Below are 15,183 nucleotides of genomic sequence, written 5' to 3' on the forward strand. Positions count from 1 at the left end.
GTCAGTGCCCCACGAATGGAATGAGAATGGTGAGCGCATCCCAGAGCTTGGCGGCGGTCGGCACCTTGTAGGCGACGATATTGCCCAAGCCCAATGCGAATTTGAACAGAACGAACAGCCCCAGCGACAGCCCGACACCCGCTGCAATCGCGGGCTTCACATTGGGCGAAATCTGATAGCTCAGAATGCCCGCTGCAATCGCCGTGGGCAGGATGAAGCCCAGAGGCGTTATCATCACCGCGTAGATGCAGAGTACCAGCACCGCCACCGCCATGGCACCCCATGTGCGCGCGACCGGCCAGTTCGGGTCCGGGTCTGGCCGGAACATGATGGTGAGCGAGCAGAGCGCCGCCACGCCGCCGATCATCAGCGGGAAAAGCTTGGGCAGGAATTCACCCGAGAAGAGGTTCGTCTGGATCTGGGTGGCGGCCGCGATGTACGCGACCGCCGTGATCAGACAGACCAGACCAAAAATCCGGTCCGAGGCCATTACTGCAGGACCCCAAGCTCTTTCGACATGCTGTTGATCTCGGTCACGAGGCCATCAACATAGGCTTGGAAGTCGCCGCCCACCTTGGTGAAAGGGGCCAGGCCATTGTCGATCATCGCTTGCGCCCAGGCATCGCTGTCCGCGACCTGTTGCAGCTTGCCGGCCCACTCGTCGAACTTCTCATCCGAGATGTCCTTGGGCACGTAAAGGCCACGCCAGTTCACCGCGACCACGTCAAAGCCTTGCTCCTTCGCGGTGGGAATGTCGTCAAAGCCCGGCACCCGCTCTTCGGTCAGCACCGCGATCACGCGGATGTCGCCATTCGCAAGGAAGGAGACAATTTCCGACATGTCGCCGGTCATGGCTTGGGTGAAGCCGCCCACCGTCTGGGTGATTGCATCCGCGCCACCGTCGACACCGATGTATTTCACCTTCGTGATATCGGTGAACCCGGCCTCTTTCAGGATCATCAGGGGCTTGAGGTGGTCAAAACCACCCACCGCGGAGCCACCGGCAAAGGCCACCGAACCCGGATCGGCCTTGATCGCCTCAACCAGATCGCCAAGGTTCTGGTATTCGCTGTCTGCCGCCACGGCGATCACACCCGGGTCTGCCCCGATGGCGCCGACAAAGCGGACCTGATCCGCGGTCATACCGGCATAGGCGTTCTGCGCGAGACGCGTGGTGGTGGCCGAGGAGGCGGCGATGATCACATCCGCATCATCCGAGCGTTCGGAGACCACGTGGTTGTAGGCCAGACCGCCGCCCGCGCCGGGCATGTTGGTGACCTGCACGGGCTGATCCACCGCGCCGATGTCATACATGATCTTGCCGATCTGACGGCAGGTGAAGTCCCAGCCGCCGCCGGGGTTCGCAGGCGCGATGCACTCCGCCGCCGTGGCCCCACTTGCCACGCCAACAGACAACACGGCACCCGTCATGAGCGCCTTCAAGAAGCGTTTCGTCATTGGTTTCCTCCCATTTGACTTGACGAGTTTGCACTCGTTTCATGTGGTCAAAAGACTGTAGGAACCTGACACGAACCTGTCACGCTGGAAGAATGAGCCGATCCGAATGAGATTTTTGCTGGTCGAAGACAACGCCGACCTGGCCCGTGCGCTGACCGGGCGCTTTGCGGTGGATGGGCATGTGGTGGACCATGCGGGCAACCTGGCGGATGCGGAGCTGGCTACACGCACCGTCGCTTACGATCTGATTTTGCTCGATATTATGCTGCCCGATGGCGACGGGCGCGAGTTCCTGCGCCGCCACCGCGCGCAGGATGATCCGACGCCTGTCATTGTGCTGACCGCGCGGTCTGAGGTGTCGGACCGGGTCGGGTTGCTTGATCTCGGGGCCGATGACTACATCACCAAACCCTTCGACTTTGCCGAGCTTGAGGCGCGCGCCCGCGCCGTTATGCGCCGTCTGGGCGGGGCGGCGGACAACAAAAAGGAATTCGCGGGGCTCATATTCGATTCGAATGCGGGCACCATCTCGGCGGGGGGGCGTTCCGAACAGCTGCGCAATCGCGAGATGCGGCTGTTGGAGGTCTTCTTTGCCGCGCCCGGCCAGATCTTTTCCAAGTCGCACCTGATGGATCGGTTGTTTTCCTTTGCTGATGATGTTTCGGAGAATGCCATCGAGGTCTATGTGGGCCGGTTGCGCCGCAAGCTGAGCGAGACCCAGGCCACCATCGAGACGGTGCGCGGCCTCGGCTACCGCATGGTGCGGCGGGAATGACAGGTGCGCCCAGTTCCATACGGCGGCGTCTGGTGGTGCAGCTGGCGCTGGTCGCGGCCCTGCTGTCGGTGGTCTTCTTCCTGGCGCTGCGCGTGGTGGCCGAGCGCGCCACGGAGGCCACGCAGGACAATATCCTCGCCGCCTCCGCCACTTCCATCGCCGATGCGGTCTATACGGACGCGGGCGTCGTGCGGGTGGAAATCCCCTACTCGGCGCTCTCGATGCTGGGCACGGTCAGCGAGGACCGGGTGTTCTACCATGTGATCCTCGATGGCGAGACGCTCACGGGGTATGACGATCTGCCCGTGCCCGAGGCGCGCGGGGCCGGGCGCGACCCGCGCTTTGCCACCTATCTCTATCGCGGTGACACGGTGCGCGCGGTGGTGGTGCGCCGCGCGCTGAACGCCGAGCGTATCCACCGGGTCGAGGTGGTGGTGGCGCAGACGCGGCTGGGCCTCGCCGCGATCTCCTCGCGCATCACGACAACGGCCACGGCCATCGGCGTCGTGTTCTTCCTCGCCGCCACCGCGCTCAGCACCTTCGCGGCCCAGAACGCGCTGGCGCCGCTGAGCCGTCTGGCCGAGGCGGTGCGTCGCCGCGGCCCGCGCGACCTGCGCCCTGTGACCGCCGAGACGCCCACGGAACTCACGCCGCTGGTGGGCGGGCTCAACGGGTTCATCGACCGGCTGCGCGCGGCGCTGACACGCTCCGAAGACCTGATCGTCGAGGCTGCGCATCGGGTGCGCACGCCGCTGGCCACCGTGCGCACGCAGGCCGAGATGGTGCATCTGCAGATGGAAAAGCCGGAAAACCGCGCGGCCCTGCGCCAGATGATCCGCGCCGTCGATGAAAGCTCCCGCTCCGCCGGTCAACTGCTTGATCACGCGATGGTCACCCTGCGCTCGGACCAGCTGGAAACCGACGAGATCGACCCGGGCGAGCTGCTGCGCGACGCGGTCGACCGGCTCTCGCCCACGGCGGACCTAAAGGACATAGCGATCACGCTTGATCTGCCCGCGACCGACTTGCGGGTGCAGGGCGATGCGATCCTGCTGCAGAATGCGGTGCGCAACATTCTCGACAACGCGATCAAATACTCGCCTGCTGATACCGAGATCACCGTGCGGCTGATCCCCGGCTCTGACTGCCGACTCGAGGTCTGCGATCAGGGACGCGGGTTCGTCGCAGAAGACGTGGCCCGCATGCCCGAGCGCTTCTCGCGCGGCTCGAATGTGGAGGATGTGGTCGGCTCCGGCCTCGGCCTCACCATAGTGCGCGACGTGGCCGAGGCCCATGGCGGCAGGCTCGAGATCACGCCCAACACAGGAGGCCCCGGCGCATGCGTCACGCTTGTCTTGCCCTGCTCCTAAGCCTCTGGGCCACGTTGGCGAGCGCCTTCGAGCTTGAGGAAAGCCGCAGCTATCCGGCGCCGGGCGGCACTGAATTGCGCATCCTCTCGACCGCGGACGCGGATGTGTTCGAGCCGATCATCGAGGCGTTCCAGGCCGTGCATCCGATCCCGATCACCTATGATGTGGCAAGCTCCGCGCAGGTGATGATGGCGCTATACGACGAAAACGCGCGCTACGATCTGGCGATCTCCTCGGCGATGGATCTGCAGACCAAGCTGGCCAATGACGGGCTCGCGCAACGCTACAGCTCGGACGCCACCGCCGCGCTGCCACCCTGGGCCAAGTGGCGCGACCAGATCTTCGCCTTCACGCAGGAACCCGCCGTGCTGGTGCTCAACGCGCGCACCTTCGAGCGGCTGCCTCTGCCCAAAAACCGCGACGGGCTGATTGCCCTCCTGCGTGACCATCCGCAGGTCTTCGACGGGCGCATCGGCACCTATGATGTGCGCGTCTCTGGCCTCGGCTATCTCTTCGCCACGCAGGATTCACGCAACACCGAGAGCTTCTGGCGGCTCACGGAGGTCATGGGGCGGCTCAACACGCGGCTCTATTGCTGCTCGGGCGAGATGATCGATGCGGTGGCGCGCGGTGAGCTGGCCCTGGCCTACAACGTGCTGGGCTCCTACGCGCAGGCGCGGCTGGAGGACACGCCGGGGATCGTGATCGTCGAGATGGATGATTTTGTCTCCGTGATGCTGCGCACCGCTCTCATCCCGCAGACGGCCGAGGCACCGCAGGCGGCCGGGCTGATGATCGACTTTCTGGCCGGAATGCGCCTGCGCCCGGAACTGGTCGCGGCAACCGGCCTGCCGCCGGTGGTCAATGGCGCGGGCGCGGATGAAAGTGTGATCCGCCCGATCCGCCTCGGGCCCGGCCTGCTGGTCTTTCTCGACAAGCTGCGCCGTGACACCTTCCTGCGCAGCTGGACCGGCTCTATTGAACAGGAGTGAGCGCGGCTAGAGCCTCAGCGCGTCATTCTGCGCCTGACCGACCTGCCGGATGATCGCGCCCAGCTCCAGCAGCTGCTTGCCCAGCGGATTGGTCTTGCGCCAGACCATCCCGATGGTGCGCTTGGGCGTGTTGCGCGCAAACCGCGAGATCGACAGCTGCGCGCCCGTCGTCTCCAGCGGCACCGCCATTTCGGGGATCAGCGTGAGGCCCAGCCCCGCGCTCACCATCTGCACCAGCGTTGCCAGCGAGGAGCCCTCCATCACCAGGCTGGGGTCCGAGGGCCGCATGTCGCAGAACGAAAGCGCCTGATCGCGAAAGCAATGGCCCTCTTCGAGCAGCAAGAGCTTCATCTCCTGCAGCTTGTCGGGGCTGGGCACCGGGCGGTCCGCATCCCTGGCCGAGCGGACCAGCACGAAGTCTTCCTCGAAGAGCGCGAATTCCCGCAAGGCGGGCTCCGAGACGGGCAGGGCGGCGACAACCACATCCAGCCGGGATTGCAGCAAATCCTCGACCAGCGAGCGGGTGATCGACTCGCGCGGCATCAGCTCCAGGTCAGGCAGGCGCTTGGAAAGCTCCTGAATGATCGCAGGCAGAAGATAGGGTGCCACCGTTGGAATGACCCCGATGCGCAGCGTGCCCTGCAGCGGCCCGTCCGACAGCCGGGCCAGTTCGGACATCTCCTCCACATCGGTCAGCACCTTGCGCGCACGCAGCAGAAACTCCTCGCCCAGGGTGGTCAGACGGATCTGCCGCGCGGCCCGTTCGACCAGCGGCGCGCCCAGCATCGCCTCCAGTTCCTTGATCTGTGACGACAGCGCCGGCTGCGAGATCGAGCAGGCCTCCGCCGCCCGGCCAAAATGACCAATCCGGGCCAAAGCATCAAAATATCTGAAGTGTTTGAGGGTGAAATTTATCATAGGCTGAAGTTATCGTTAATAAAAGTTTTTTCAATTGGAATTTATGGCACCCAACCCGTATCTCGGAGGCATCACCCTAGAATCGTTTTAAACTCGAGGAGACCCAGCATGGATGGAAATCAATTCAAAGGCCTCGGCGGATGCCCCGTGAACCACGGTGGCAATACGGCGATGGACAAGCCGGTGACCAAGTGGTGGCCGAATGCGCTGAACCTCGATATCCTGCACCAGCATGGGGCGCGCACCAACCCGATGGATGCGGATTACGACCATCGCGCGGCGGTCAAGGCGCTCGATTTCGAAGCGGTCAAGGCGGATGTGAAGGCGCTGATGACCGACAGCCAGGACTGGTGGCCCGCCGACTGGGGGCACTACGGTGGTCTGATGATCCGCCTTGCCTGGCACTCCGCAGGCTCCTACCGCATGCAGGACGGCCGCGGCGGCGCGGGCTCGGGCAACATCCGCTTTGCACCGCTGAACTCCTGGCCGGATAACGCGAGCCTCGACAAGGCGCGGCGGCTGCTCTGGCCGGTGAAGAAGAAATACGGCAACGCGCTGTCCTGGGCCGACCTGATCATCCTTTCGGGCAACATGGCCTATGAATCCATGGGCTTCAAAACCTTCGGCTTCGGCTTTGGCCGCGAGGACATCTGGGGCCCGGAAACCGACGTCTACTGGGGCTCCGAGAGCGAATGGCTGGCGCCCTCCGAGCAGCGGTACGGTGATCTGGAGGATGCCAGCACGCTCGATAACCCGCTCTCAGCGGTGCACATGGGTCTGATCTATGTGAACCCCGAAGGTGTGAACGGCCAGCCCGATCCGGCCAAGACCGCCGCGCATGTGCGCGAGACCTTCGCGCGCATGGCGATGGACGACGAAGAGACAGCCGCGCTGACCTGCGGCGGTCACACGGTCGGCAAGGCGCATGGTGCCCAAGTCGGTGTGGAGATCGGCGTCGAACCCGAAGCGGCAGGCATCGAGGCGCAAGGCTTCGGCTGGGCCAATACCGAACATGGCGGCACCGCATCGAAGTCCTTCACCTCCGGCATCGAAGGCGCCTGGACGAAGGAGCCCACCAAGTTCGACATGGGCTATTTCGACTACCTGTTCGGCTATGAGTGGGAGCTGAAAAAGTCCCCCGCAGGCGCCTGGCAGTGGGAGCCGGTGGACATGCCGGACAGCGAAAAGCCGACCAACGCGGGCGACAGCACGACGCCGCAGAACCCGATGATGACCGACGCCGACATGGCGATGAAGGTCGATCCGATCTACAACGAAATCTGCCAGAAGTTCATGGCTGATCCGGAGTATTTCAAGGACACCTTCGCCCGCGCCTGGTTCAAGCTGACCCACCGTGACATGGGGCCGCGCGCCAACTACTACGGGCCGGATGTGCCTGCCGAAGACCTGATCTGGCAGGACCCGATCCCCGCAGGCCCCACCGGCTATGACGTGGCGGCGGTCAAGGCGAAGATCGAGGACAGTGACCTGACATCGGCCGAGCTGATCGCCACCGCCTGGGACAGCGCGCGGACCTTCCGTGGCTCGGACAAGCGTGGCGGCGCCAACGGTGCGCGCATCCGTCTGGCCCCCCAGAAGGACTGGGCCGGCAACGAGCCGCAGCGTCTGGCCAAGGTGCTCGGCGTGCTCGAGCCCATCGCGGCAGAGGCCGGTGCCTCCATCGCCGATGTGATCGTTCTGGGCGGCAATGTCGGTCTGGAGCAGGCGATCGAGGCCGGTGGCCATTCCGTCGAGGTGCCCTTCACCCCGGGCCGGGGTGACGCGAGCGACGCGCAGACCGATGCCGACAGCTTCGACGTGCTCGAGCCCGTCGCCGATGGCTTCCGCAACTGGCAGAAGGACGAGTATTCCGTCTCGGCTGAAGAAATGCTGCTCGACCGGGCGCAGCTCATGGGCCTCACGGCGGCGGAGATGACCGTTCTGCTGGGGGGCATGCGCGTCATGGGCACCAACCACGGCGGCAGCGCGTATGGCGTGTTCACGGATCGCGAAGGGGCCCTGACAACGGACTTCTTCGTCAACCTGACGGACATGTCCTACAGCTGGCACCCCATTGATGACGGCAGCTACGAGGTGCGCGACCGCGCCTCGGGCGAGATCAAGTGGCCTGCGACCAGCGCCGATCTGGTCTTCGGGTCCAACTCGATCCTGCGGTCCTATGCCGAGGTTTACGCGCAGGACGACAACGCCGAGAAGTTCGTGAAGGACTTCGTGGCCGCCTGGACCAAGGTCATGAACGCCGACCGCTTCGATCTGGTCGCTTAACATCTTCGCCCGGGCGGCGTGTTGCTGCCCGGGCGCTCTCCGGTTGCGCGCTCAGCTGCGCGGCGGACGGCTCTTGTAGACCGGCAGGCGCCAGCCAAAGGCCAGCGAGCCCGCGCGTAAGCTCCACGTCACCCCTGCACAGAGGATCAGCGGCACCAGCGCGTCTGGGAAATAGGGCCGCGCCAGCGCCGCCACGGTGGCCCCGGCAAAGGCGGCGGTCACATAGAGCTCGCCCTGCTTCAGCACCAGCGGCACATCGTCCAGCACCACGTCGCGCAGCAACCCGCCCATGCAGCCCGTGATCGTGCCCATCAGCACCACCACCAGCACCGGCTGCCCCAGCGCCAGCGCCACGCCTGTGCCCGCAGGCACGGCAACCGCCAGCGCGAAACTGTCGAGCCAGATGAGCGTTTTCAGCCTGCTTTCAAAGAGATGCGCGGTCAGGAAGACCAGCAGTGCCGCCGCACAGGCGACGCCGATATAGCTGGGCTGCGCGATCCAGAAGATCGGGTTTCGGTCGAGCAGCACATCGCGCACCGTCCCGCCGCCCACTGCCGTGAGGCAGGCGACAAAGGCAAAGCCCACGATGTCGAGCTGCTGGCGCGAGGCGACCAGCGCGCCGGTCAGCGCAAAGATGAAGACCGAGGCATAGTCCAGCAGGGCAATCAGGGTCATAGGTGGCCTCGAATCCAGTTAAAGGCCCGCTGAAACGGCGGCGCAAACCCCTCGGGCAGCGGCGCATCCAACTCCAGCCAGAAGAAGCGAAAGAGATGGCCGCCGTCATCTGCGCAGTGATGCTGCCAGCGCTCGCGCAGCGGCCCCGCGAGGCGGCAGAGGCTGAAATGCCAGCGTGCCTCCGCATCAATCTCCGTGCTCTCGCCCAGAGCGATCGCAGCCCGGGTCTCCAGCCCGCTTTCCTCGAAGAGCTCGCGCGCCGCCGCCTGCTCCGGCCGCTCTCCCGGCCGGATGCCGCCTTTCACCAGCTGCAGCCCCGCCTCAGGGTGCTCGAACGCCGCGATCCGCCGCGGCACCCCGTCGAGATGCAGCGCGACGGGGCAGGCGACCTCACGCACCGGCGGCCTTCTTGAAGGGCGCCATGCCCGCGCGCGCCAGCTCGTCCGCGCGCTCGTTCTCCGGGTGGCCCGCATGGCCCTTGACCCATTTCCAGGTCACATCATGGGCGGCATTGGCGGCATCCAGCCGCTGCCACAGCTCCGCATTGGCCACCGGTTTTTTCGCCGCGTTCTTCCAGCCGTTCTTCTTCCAGCCGAAGATCCAGCCGGTGATGCCATTCTTCACGTAGTTGCTGTCGGTCACGATGGTGATCGTGCTGCGGCGGCTCAGGCTTTCCAGCGCGTGGATCGCCGCCAGCAGCTCCATGCGGTTGTTGGTGGTCTCCGGCTCGCCGCCTTTCAGCTCGCGTTCCTTCACGATGGCCTCACCGTCCATCGCGCGCAGCAGCACGCCCCAGCCGCCAGGGCCCGGATTGCCCGAACAGGCGCCATCGGTATATGCGAAAAGCTCAGCCATGAGCGGCGAGGCATATCCAGTCTGCTTCGACACCGTCAAGGCCCTTTTCGCGCCCCGTCGCCCGATCCGTGACGGTCAGCCCCACGTCCGCCAGCAGCCCGGTCAGTTCCGCATCGGTGTAATAGGTGTAAAGCCGCCCGATGGGGTCGCGCTTTTCCCCGGTGCCGGTCTTCATGCCGATGTGGAACCGCCCGCCGGGTTTCAAGGCGTCGGCAATCGCCGCCAGATGCCGGGGCATGTCGGACCGAGGCGCGTGCAGCAGCGAGAAATTCGCCCAGATGCCGTCGTAAAGATCGCAGCCGGTGACATCGTCGAACCCTGCGACCCGCGCCGCCACTCCCGGCTGCGCCGCTGCGAGCGCGACCATCTCGGGCACCGGGTCAAACGCTGTGACCTGAAGGCCCGCCGCGGCCATCTCAGCGGCGGCATTGCCCGGTCCACAGCCCAGATCGAGCGCATGGCCGCCCGTGGGCAGCGCTGTGATGAAGGCGGCCAGCTGCGGGTTCTTCGCCGCTCCGCCGGTTACCAGCGTGGCATACTCGCCTGCCTTCGCGGCATAGACCTTCAGGGTTTCTTCATCGCTCATCAGATCACCGTGACCACGAGGCAGGCGACCACCACAGCGGTCAGCAGCACCCGCAAGGACATCCACCAGCGCGGCGTGAGCCCCCATTGCGAGAAGGCGAAATCCAACACCAGCAGACCCAGAAAGCCGAAGATCAGGTTCATCGCCGCCGTGGTCGGGCCACCGCCGGTCATAAAAAACGCCCAGAGCGCGGGAATGACCGACAGCGCATAGCCCGTTGCCGCCCGCGCGCCGGAGGTCTTCGTCGCAAAGCCCCAGAGCACGCCCGACATGAACGACAGGATCACCGAGCCATAAAAGAGTTGCACGTAAGGCCCCACGAAGCGCGGCCCCAGCGCCTCGGCGCCCCAGGCCGCGAGCGGGGCGCTCAAATAGGTAGCCGCCCCCCAAACAAAAGGAATGAGTCCGGCGAGGCCAAGGATCAGCGGTGCGGTGGGGATGCGGCTCATAGGCCGGAGACCAGTTTGGCGATACGCTTGGCGCGGGTCTCGGCGCGCTTGGCGGTCGTCACGTTGTGCAACAACCCGCGCTGCTTGCCGGGCGTGAGCGCAGCCCAGTCGGCTGAGCGCCCTGCACCGCGCAGGGCGGCCATCACATCCTCCGGCACCTCGACCGCATCGGGCGAGGCAGGCCGCAACCGCGCCTCGAACACCTCACCGGGTTCCAGCCCGGTCTCGCGCAACAACGCCTTCCCGGTGTAGAGAAACACGCCGTCAATCGCGGGCGATTTGGTGAGCGCGAGGTTCACCGGATGATCGTTCAACTCACCTTCCACCCGGCGCGCGCCCTGCGCCTCCAGCTCCGCCGTGACCTCATCGGGCAGGCGCAACACGGTGTAGGTGTTCTTGCCCCACTCCATCGGGGTGATCACAGCCTCGAAACTGATCCAGTCGCTCACGCGCGCTCCAGCGCCAGACGCCCGGCGAGGGCCGCAAAGATCGCCGCGAAGGAGCGGTTGAGCCAGCGCATCACCGCCTCTGAGCCCAACAGCCACGTCCGCGCCTGTGCCGCGAAGAGCCCGTAGAGCACGAAGACCGCAAAGGTCAGCGCCATGAAGATCGCGCCCAGGACGGTCATCTCCAGCGTCGCCGTGGCCGGATTGCCCGAGAGGAACGGCGGCAGGAGGGCGAGGAAGAAGATCGAGAGCTTCGGGTTCAGGATGTTGATGAGCGCCCCGCGCCGCGCGATGCGCCAGCCGTTCTCGACCTTGCGGTCCGCGGAGATCGCCAGCGCCCCGCCGGAGCGCAGCGACTGCCACGCGAGATACAGAAGATAGGCCACGCCCGCGAATTTCACGATGGTGAAGAGCACCGCCGAGGTATGCAGCACCGCCGCCAGCCCAAGCGTCGCCGCCGCCAGATGCGGCACGATCCCGAAGGTACAGCCCAGAGCCGCCCAGAGCGCCGCGATGCGCCCCTGACCCAGCCCCAACGCCAGCGTGTAGATCACGCCCGTGCCCGGGGCCAACACCACGACAATGGCCGTGAGAAGAAATTGCAGCGAAATCATGCGGGCACCCTCAATATGCGTGGAACCTTGAATTCGACGTTCTCGATGGCGGTCTCCAACACCTCGCGGGTCACGTCGTAATGCTCGGAAAAGGCGTCCATCACCTCGTTGATCAGCACCTCAGGCGCCGACGCCCCCGCCGTGATCCCGATGCTGCGGATGCCCTCCAACGCGCGCCAGTCGATATCCGTCGCGCGCTGCACCAGCTGCGCATACTCACAGCCCGCGCGCGCGCCCACCTCGACCAGCCGTTTGGAGTTTGACGAGTTGGGCGCGCCCACCACCAGCATAGCATCGCACTTCGGCGCCATCGCCTTGACCGCCTCCTGCCGGTTGGTGGTGGCGTAGCAGATATCTTCCTTGTGGGGCCCCACAATGGCCGGGAACCGCGCCTGCAGCGCCGCCACGATATCCGCCGTGTCATCCACGCTCAGCGTCGTCTGCGTGACATAGGCCAGCTGCTCCGGGTCGCGTACCGTAACTCGCGCCACATCCTCCACCGTCTCGACTAGCAGCACTTCACCCTCGGGCAGCTGCCCCATGGTGCCGACGGTCTCGGGGTGGCCCGCGTGGCCGATCATGATCATCTGCAAGCCGTTGTCGGAATGCCGCTGCGCCTCGATATGCACCTTGCTCACCAGCGGGCAGGTTGCATCCACATAGATCATCTCGCGCGCGGCGGCGGCGGCGGGCACCGCCTTCGGCACCCCATGGGCCGAGAAGATCACCGGGCGGTCATCGGGGCACTCATCGAGCTCTTCGACAAACACCGCTCCCATTTCGCGCAGCCCGTCAACCACAAATTTATTATGAACGATTTCGTGGCGCACATAGACCGGCGCCCCCCATTTTTCGAGCGCCATTTCCACGATTTTGATCGCACGGTCCACGCCTGCGCAAAAGCCGCGTGGCGCGGCGAGATAGAGGGTCAACGGGGGTTTGGTCATCGATGCGCTCCGGTCATGTCACCAGAGGTAAGGCTTCGGGCGCGCAGCGTCCAGAGCGACGTGGCCGCAGGTCAGCCGTTGGCCGCATCCGGCATGTCGCGCGGCGGGCGCCCGATCACGTCTTTCAATTCATCGAGCTCGATAAAATTGTCGGCCTGGCGGCGCAGATCATCCGAGATCATCGGCGGCTGGCTGCGGATCGTCGAGACAACCGAGACGCGAACGCCCTGGCGTTGCAGGCTCTCTACCAGCGGGCGAAAATCGCCGTCGCCCGAGAAAAGCACGATGTGATCGACCCGCGGTGCGAGCTCCATCGCGTCCACGGCGAGCTCGATATCCATGTTTCCCTTGACCTTACGGCGTCCCATGCTGTCGGTGTATTCTTTGGCGGGCTTCGTCACCATGGTGAAGCCGTTGTAGTTCAGCCAATCAACCAGAGGGCGAATGGGGGAATACTCGTCATTCTCCAGAAGGGCCGTGTAATAGAACGCACGGAGCAGCTTTCCCCGACGCATGAATTCCTGACGCAGCAGTTTGTAGTCGATGTCAAAGCCCAGTGACTTCGCCGCGGCGTAGAGATTCGAGCCGTCGATGAACAGCGCAAGCCGTTCGTCCTTGTAAAACATTTTTGGTCCTTCCGATGGGGCCGGCCGCTGGTGCTCACGAAACAATTTGATTACTTATTGGGCGAACCGATCAGTTCAAAAATAGGGTTTTTTGATCTTGCCGCAAGAGACACTCGTACCCCAAACAGGCGAAAAGCTGCCACAAATCCGAACAATTGCGCTGGTTGCCGTAGGGTCAAATCGCTCATCGCGGGAAGATGCGCCCGCGCAGGTGGTCAGAAAAGCTTTTTCTGCGGTCGCGAAATCGCTGGGGGTGATTCGCGCCACAAGCAGGCTCTACCAGACCCCGGCTTTCCCGCCCGGGAACGGTGCAGACTACGTCAACGCCGCGCTCAGCGTCGAGACGGATCTGCCGCCGCGCGCGGTCATCTCGGCGCTGCACGAGGTCGAGCAGGAGATGGGCCGCACCCGTGTCAAGAGGTGGGAGCCCCGGACCCTCGATCTCGACTTGATCGGCATGGGCGATTTGCTGCTACCCGACGTTGAAACCCATGCCCGGTGGCGCGCGCTGCCGCTTGAGGACCAGGTCCGCGCCATCCCCGACGAGCTCATCCTGCCTCACCCTCGGCTGCAGGAGCGCGCGTTCGTACTGGTCCCGCTTGCGGACGTGGCGCCCGATTGGGTGCATCCCGCGCTGGGCCAGAGCGTGCGCGAAATGCTGGACGCGCTGCCGCCCGACAACGTCGCGCAGGTCCAGGCACTTACCGACTGAGCCCGCAGCCACAGGCCGCGGAGGCCTGCGCGTCTTGCTGTTGGCCCCGAGGTTTTCTCCTCGGCGCGCGCCCACGGCGATGTGACGACATGCGCTGTGACCGCACATGCGTCAGCAGCGCCAAACCCCCTGCTTTCGGGGCATAAAATGCAAATCACGAGACGTCGATCTTCATAAAATCTCCATGGCACAAACGTCATTGGTCAGTGACCGGGTCGTTTGAGTATTGACCAAAACGCCCGCACCAGCGGGATCTTAAAATGGAGACTCATATGATCAGAAAACTTATCATGGCGTTTGCTGCCGCCCTGGGCCTTGCCATCGCCACCTCGCCCGCGATTGCAGGAAACCAGTTGGCCGTCGCAATTGGGGGTTATGATACAGTATCTTACCACCAGGGTGGTCCGACGCCGGGAGAGGCTCGGATCAACCATTTCTGGAACGGAGCAATCTGGTACTTCGCGTCGACCGAGAACCGCGACGCCTTTGCAGCCGATCCGGAACGATATGCTCCCGCTTACGATGGTTATTGCTCCTGGGCGGCCAGCCAGAACTACAAGGCACCGGGCGATCCGAACGTCTGGCAGATCGTGGATGACGTGCTTTACGTGCAGGTCCATCCGCGTGCGCAGGAGCTTTGGCAGGCCAACATCCCGGCGCATATCGTCGCGGGCGATGAGAACTGGCCGCGCATTCACCCGTTCTAAGGGATCGGACCAGGCGCCGTCTGACACCTGCTTTGGGTCCCTCGCCATCACGCGGTGAGGGACCTCTTTACCATTCAGATTTGATGGCAGATCCGATGATGAAGGTCTTGCCAGAAGCGGGCGGCCCAGGGGGCCGTTGCCCTGTCCGGAGACGCAAACGGTCGTGCGTTTTTAGCATCCGCGATCTTGGGCGCAACGCCGACGGCTCGTTGATATCGCAGCGCGATCAGCATGGGCCGCGTCTCTTGCGCCGCCAGGCACCGCAGGGCGGGTCACCGCTCCATAAATGCGAGCAGTTGCGGCGGAGGCGGTGCCCGTAATAGCCGCTTGTAAATCGGGCGAAAGGGGCCTACATAGGCCACTTCTGACCCACCCCCTCGAGATATGGAGTGTTCCATGGCCCGCGTCACCGTCGAAGATTGCGTCGATAAAGTTCCGAACCGGTTCGAACTGGTCATGCTGGCGGCCCATCGGGCGCGCGAAATCTCCTCAGGTGCTGCAATCACCGTGAACCGCGACAACGACAAGAACCCGGTCGTGTCTCTGCGCGAGATTGCGGATGAGACCCAGAGCGCGGATGAGCTGCGCGAGCGTCTGATCGAGAGCAACCAGAACCAGATCGAAGTGGACGAGCCGGAAGAGGACGCCATGGCGCTTCTCATGGGGGCCGAGCAGGACAAGCCCGAAGAAGACAGCATGTCCGAAGAGATGCTCCTGCGGCAGTTGATGGCCGCGCAAGGGCAGAGCTGAGCACAGCCTGCCCCGGA

General features: G+C 64.5%; 19 protein-coding genes. 7 read left to right on the forward strand and 12 right to left on the reverse strand.

Annotated features, from left to right (window positions below; translation table 11 throughout):
* Position 1: 1 nt before the first annotated feature.
* Complete coding sequence (locus ACVC7O_RS02640; protein WP_458324560.1) at positions 2-490, reverse strand: tripartite tricarboxylate transporter TctB family protein; 489 nt, start codon at positions 488-490, stop codon at positions 2-4.
* Positions 490-1,458 (reverse strand): Bug family tripartite tricarboxylate transporter substrate binding protein, encoded by a 969-nt coding sequence (locus ACVC7O_RS02645; RefSeq protein WP_458324561.1) that lies wholly within the window; start codon positions 1,456-1,458, stop codon positions 490-492. Before ACVC7O_RS02645 ends, ACVC7O_RS02640 begins: the two co-directional genes overlap by 1 nt.
* Positions 1,459-1,564: 106 nt before the next feature.
* On the opposite strand from ACVC7O_RS02645, the gene ACVC7O_RS02650 reads away from it, so the two are divergent.
* From ACVC7O_RS02650 to ACVC7O_RS02660, 3 genes are read left to right on the forward strand one after another with little or no spacing between them, the layout of a single operon-like run.
* The gene (locus tag ACVC7O_RS02650) at positions 1,565-2,233 is read left to right on the forward strand and encodes a response regulator transcription factor (RefSeq protein ID WP_458324562.1); all 669 of its coding nucleotides are present in this window, start codon (positions 1,565-1,567) and stop codon (positions 2,231-2,233) included.
* Entirely contained in the window at positions 2,230-3,603 is a 1,374-nt protein-coding gene (locus ACVC7O_RS02655) for a sensor histidine kinase N-terminal domain-containing protein (protein ID WP_458324563.1), read from the forward strand. Before ACVC7O_RS02650 ends, ACVC7O_RS02655 begins: the two co-directional genes overlap by 4 nt.
* A complete protein-coding gene (locus ACVC7O_RS02660) occupies positions 3,573-4,595 on the forward strand; it encodes an ABC transporter substrate-binding protein (protein ID WP_458324564.1) in 1,023 nt (340 codons plus the stop codon). The genes ACVC7O_RS02655 and ACVC7O_RS02660 overlap by 31 nt, the downstream gene beginning before the upstream one ends.
* 6 nt (positions 4,596-4,601) lie before the next feature.
* On the opposite strand, the gene ACVC7O_RS02665 is transcribed toward ACVC7O_RS02660, so the two are convergent.
* Positions 4,602-5,513, reverse strand: a complete 912-nt coding sequence (locus ACVC7O_RS02665) for a hydrogen peroxide-inducible genes activator (RefSeq protein WP_458324565.1) — start codon at positions 5,511-5,513, stop codon at positions 4,602-4,604.
* 108 nt (positions 5,514-5,621) lie between these two features.
* Here ACVC7O_RS02665 and katG point away from each other — a divergent pair, with 108 nt between their 5' ends.
* Positions 5,622-7,799 carry a catalase/peroxidase HPI gene (gene katG, locus ACVC7O_RS02670; protein ID WP_458324566.1) on the forward strand — a complete coding sequence of 726 codons (2,178 nt, stop codon included), beginning with the start codon at positions 5,622-5,624 and terminating at the stop codon, positions 7,797-7,799.
* 51 nt (positions 7,800-7,850) lie between these two features.
* On the opposite strand, the gene ACVC7O_RS02675 is transcribed toward katG, so the two are convergent.
* From ACVC7O_RS02675 to ACVC7O_RS02715, 9 genes are all read right to left on the reverse strand, one after another.
* On the reverse strand, positions 7,851-8,474 hold the full coding sequence (locus ACVC7O_RS02675) for a trimeric intracellular cation channel family protein (RefSeq protein ID WP_458324567.1): 624 nt from the start codon (positions 8,472-8,474) through the stop codon (positions 7,851-7,853).
* The gene (locus tag ACVC7O_RS02680) at positions 8,471-8,872 is read right to left on the reverse strand and encodes an NUDIX domain-containing protein (protein WP_458324568.1); all 402 of its coding nucleotides are present in this window, start codon (positions 8,870-8,872) and stop codon (positions 8,471-8,473) included. The genes ACVC7O_RS02675 and ACVC7O_RS02680 overlap by 4 nt, the downstream gene beginning before the upstream one ends.
* Positions 8,865-9,329, reverse strand: a complete 465-nt coding sequence (rnhA, locus tag ACVC7O_RS02685; RefSeq protein WP_458326022.1) for a ribonuclease HI — start codon at positions 9,327-9,329, stop codon at positions 8,865-8,867. The genes ACVC7O_RS02680 and rnhA overlap by 8 nt, the downstream gene beginning before the upstream one ends.
* Positions 9,322-9,915 carry a class I SAM-dependent methyltransferase gene (locus tag ACVC7O_RS02690; RefSeq protein WP_458324569.1) on the reverse strand — a complete coding sequence of 198 codons (594 nt, stop codon included), beginning with the start codon at positions 9,913-9,915 and terminating at the stop codon, positions 9,322-9,324. Before ACVC7O_RS02690 ends, rnhA begins: the two co-directional genes overlap by 8 nt.
* Positions 9,915-10,364: a DUF3429 domain-containing protein gene (locus ACVC7O_RS02695; protein ID WP_458324570.1), complete on the reverse strand. Its 450-nt coding sequence runs from the start codon at positions 10,362-10,364 to the stop codon at positions 9,915-9,917. Before ACVC7O_RS02695 ends, ACVC7O_RS02690 begins: the two co-directional genes overlap by 1 nt.
* Positions 10,361-10,813 carry a YdeI/OmpD-associated family protein gene (locus ACVC7O_RS02700; protein WP_458324571.1) on the reverse strand — a complete coding sequence of 151 codons (453 nt, stop codon included), beginning with the start codon at positions 10,811-10,813 and terminating at the stop codon, positions 10,361-10,363. Before ACVC7O_RS02700 ends, ACVC7O_RS02695 begins: the two co-directional genes overlap by 4 nt.
* Positions 10,810-11,424 carry a LysE family translocator gene (locus ACVC7O_RS02705; protein ID WP_458324572.1) on the reverse strand — a complete coding sequence of 205 codons (615 nt, stop codon included), beginning with the start codon at positions 11,422-11,424 and terminating at the stop codon, positions 10,810-10,812. The genes ACVC7O_RS02700 and ACVC7O_RS02705 overlap by 4 nt, the downstream gene beginning before the upstream one ends.
* The gene (gene ispH / locus ACVC7O_RS02710) at positions 11,421-12,371 is read right to left on the reverse strand and encodes a 4-hydroxy-3-methylbut-2-enyl diphosphate reductase (protein WP_458324573.1); all 951 of its coding nucleotides are present in this window, start codon (positions 12,369-12,371) and stop codon (positions 11,421-11,423) included. The genes ACVC7O_RS02705 and ispH overlap by 4 nt, the downstream gene beginning before the upstream one ends.
* 71 nt (positions 12,372-12,442) lie before the next feature.
* Entirely contained in the window at positions 12,443-12,997 is a 555-nt protein-coding gene (locus ACVC7O_RS02715) for a LabA-like NYN domain-containing protein (protein ID WP_299780919.1), read from the reverse strand.
* 211 nt (positions 12,998-13,208) lie between these two features.
* Here ACVC7O_RS02715 and folK point away from each other — a divergent pair, with 211 nt between their 5' ends.
* From folK to rpoZ, 3 genes are all read left to right on the forward strand, one after another.
* Complete coding sequence (gene folK, locus ACVC7O_RS02720) at positions 13,209-13,709, forward strand: 2-amino-4-hydroxy-6-hydroxymethyldihydropteridine diphosphokinase (protein WP_458324574.1); 501 nt, start codon at positions 13,209-13,211, stop codon at positions 13,707-13,709.
* 272 nt (positions 13,710-13,981) lie between these two features.
* On the forward strand, positions 13,982-14,416 hold the full coding sequence (locus ACVC7O_RS02725; protein ID WP_458324575.1) for a YHS domain-containing (seleno)protein: 435 nt from the start codon (positions 13,982-13,984) through the stop codon (positions 14,414-14,416).
* A gap of 396 nt (positions 14,417-14,812) precedes the next feature.
* A complete protein-coding gene (gene rpoZ, locus ACVC7O_RS02730) occupies positions 14,813-15,166 on the forward strand; it encodes a DNA-directed RNA polymerase subunit omega (RefSeq protein ID WP_195819676.1) in 354 nt (117 codons plus the stop codon).
* Positions 15,167-15,183: the final 17 nt, after the last annotated feature.

Source organism: Roseobacter cerffii, assembly GCF_054226325.1.

What these genes read in the sequence shown, in the direction of transcription:
- ACVC7O_RS02665 (WP_458324565.1), bottom strand. Translation starts at nt 5,513, where the DNA reads ATGATAAATTTCACCCTCAAACACTTCAGATATTTTGATGCTTTGGCC.
- ACVC7O_RS02695 (WP_458324570.1), bottom strand. Translation starts at nt 10,364, where the DNA reads ATGAGCCGCATCCCCACCGCACCGCTGATCCTTGGCCTCGCCGGACTC.
- ACVC7O_RS02705 (WP_458324572.1), bottom strand. Translation starts at nt 11,424, where the DNA reads ATGATTTCGCTGCAATTTCTTCTCACGGCCATTGTCGTGGTGTTGGCC.
- ACVC7O_RS02640 (WP_458324560.1), bottom strand. Translation starts at nt 490, where the DNA reads ATGGCCTCGGACCGGATTTTTGGTCTGGTCTGTCTGATCACGGCGGTC.
- ACVC7O_RS02660 (WP_458324564.1), top strand. Translation starts at nt 3,573, where the DNA reads ATGCGTCACGCTTGTCTTGCCCTGCTCCTAAGCCTCTGGGCCACGTTG.
- katG (WP_458324566.1), top strand. Translation starts at nt 5,622, where the DNA reads ATGGATGGAAATCAATTCAAAGGCCTCGGCGGATGCCCCGTGAACCAC.
- ispH (WP_458324573.1), bottom strand. Translation starts at nt 12,371, where the DNA reads ATGACCAAACCCCCGTTGACCCTCTATCTCGCCGCGCCACGCGGCTTT.
- rpoZ (WP_195819676.1), top strand. Translation starts at nt 14,813, where the DNA reads ATGGCCCGCGTCACCGTCGAAGATTGCGTCGATAAAGTTCCGAACCGG.
- ACVC7O_RS02725 (WP_458324575.1), top strand. Translation starts at nt 13,982, where the DNA reads ATGATCAGAAAACTTATCATGGCGTTTGCTGCCGCCCTGGGCCTTGCC.
- ACVC7O_RS02690 (WP_458324569.1), bottom strand. Translation starts at nt 9,915, where the DNA reads ATGAGCGATGAAGAAACCCTGAAGGTCTATGCCGCGAAGGCAGGCGAG.
- ACVC7O_RS02715 (WP_299780919.1), bottom strand. Translation starts at nt 12,997, where the DNA reads ATGTTTTACAAGGACGAACGGCTTGCGCTGTTCATCGACGGCTCGAAT.
- ACVC7O_RS02650 (WP_458324562.1), top strand. Translation starts at nt 1,565, where the DNA reads ATGAGATTTTTGCTGGTCGAAGACAACGCCGACCTGGCCCGTGCGCTG.
- ACVC7O_RS02655 (WP_458324563.1), top strand. Translation starts at nt 2,230, where the DNA reads ATGACAGGTGCGCCCAGTTCCATACGGCGGCGTCTGGTGGTGCAGCTG.
- ACVC7O_RS02675 (WP_458324567.1), bottom strand. Translation starts at nt 8,474, where the DNA reads ATGACCCTGATTGCCCTGCTGGACTATGCCTCGGTCTTCATCTTTGCG.
- ACVC7O_RS02645 (WP_458324561.1), bottom strand. Translation starts at nt 1,458, where the DNA reads ATGACGAAACGCTTCTTGAAGGCGCTCATGACGGGTGCCGTGTTGTCT.
- rnhA (WP_458326022.1), bottom strand. Translation starts at nt 9,329, where the DNA reads ATGGCTGAGCTTTTCGCATATACCGATGGCGCCTGTTCGGGCAATCCG.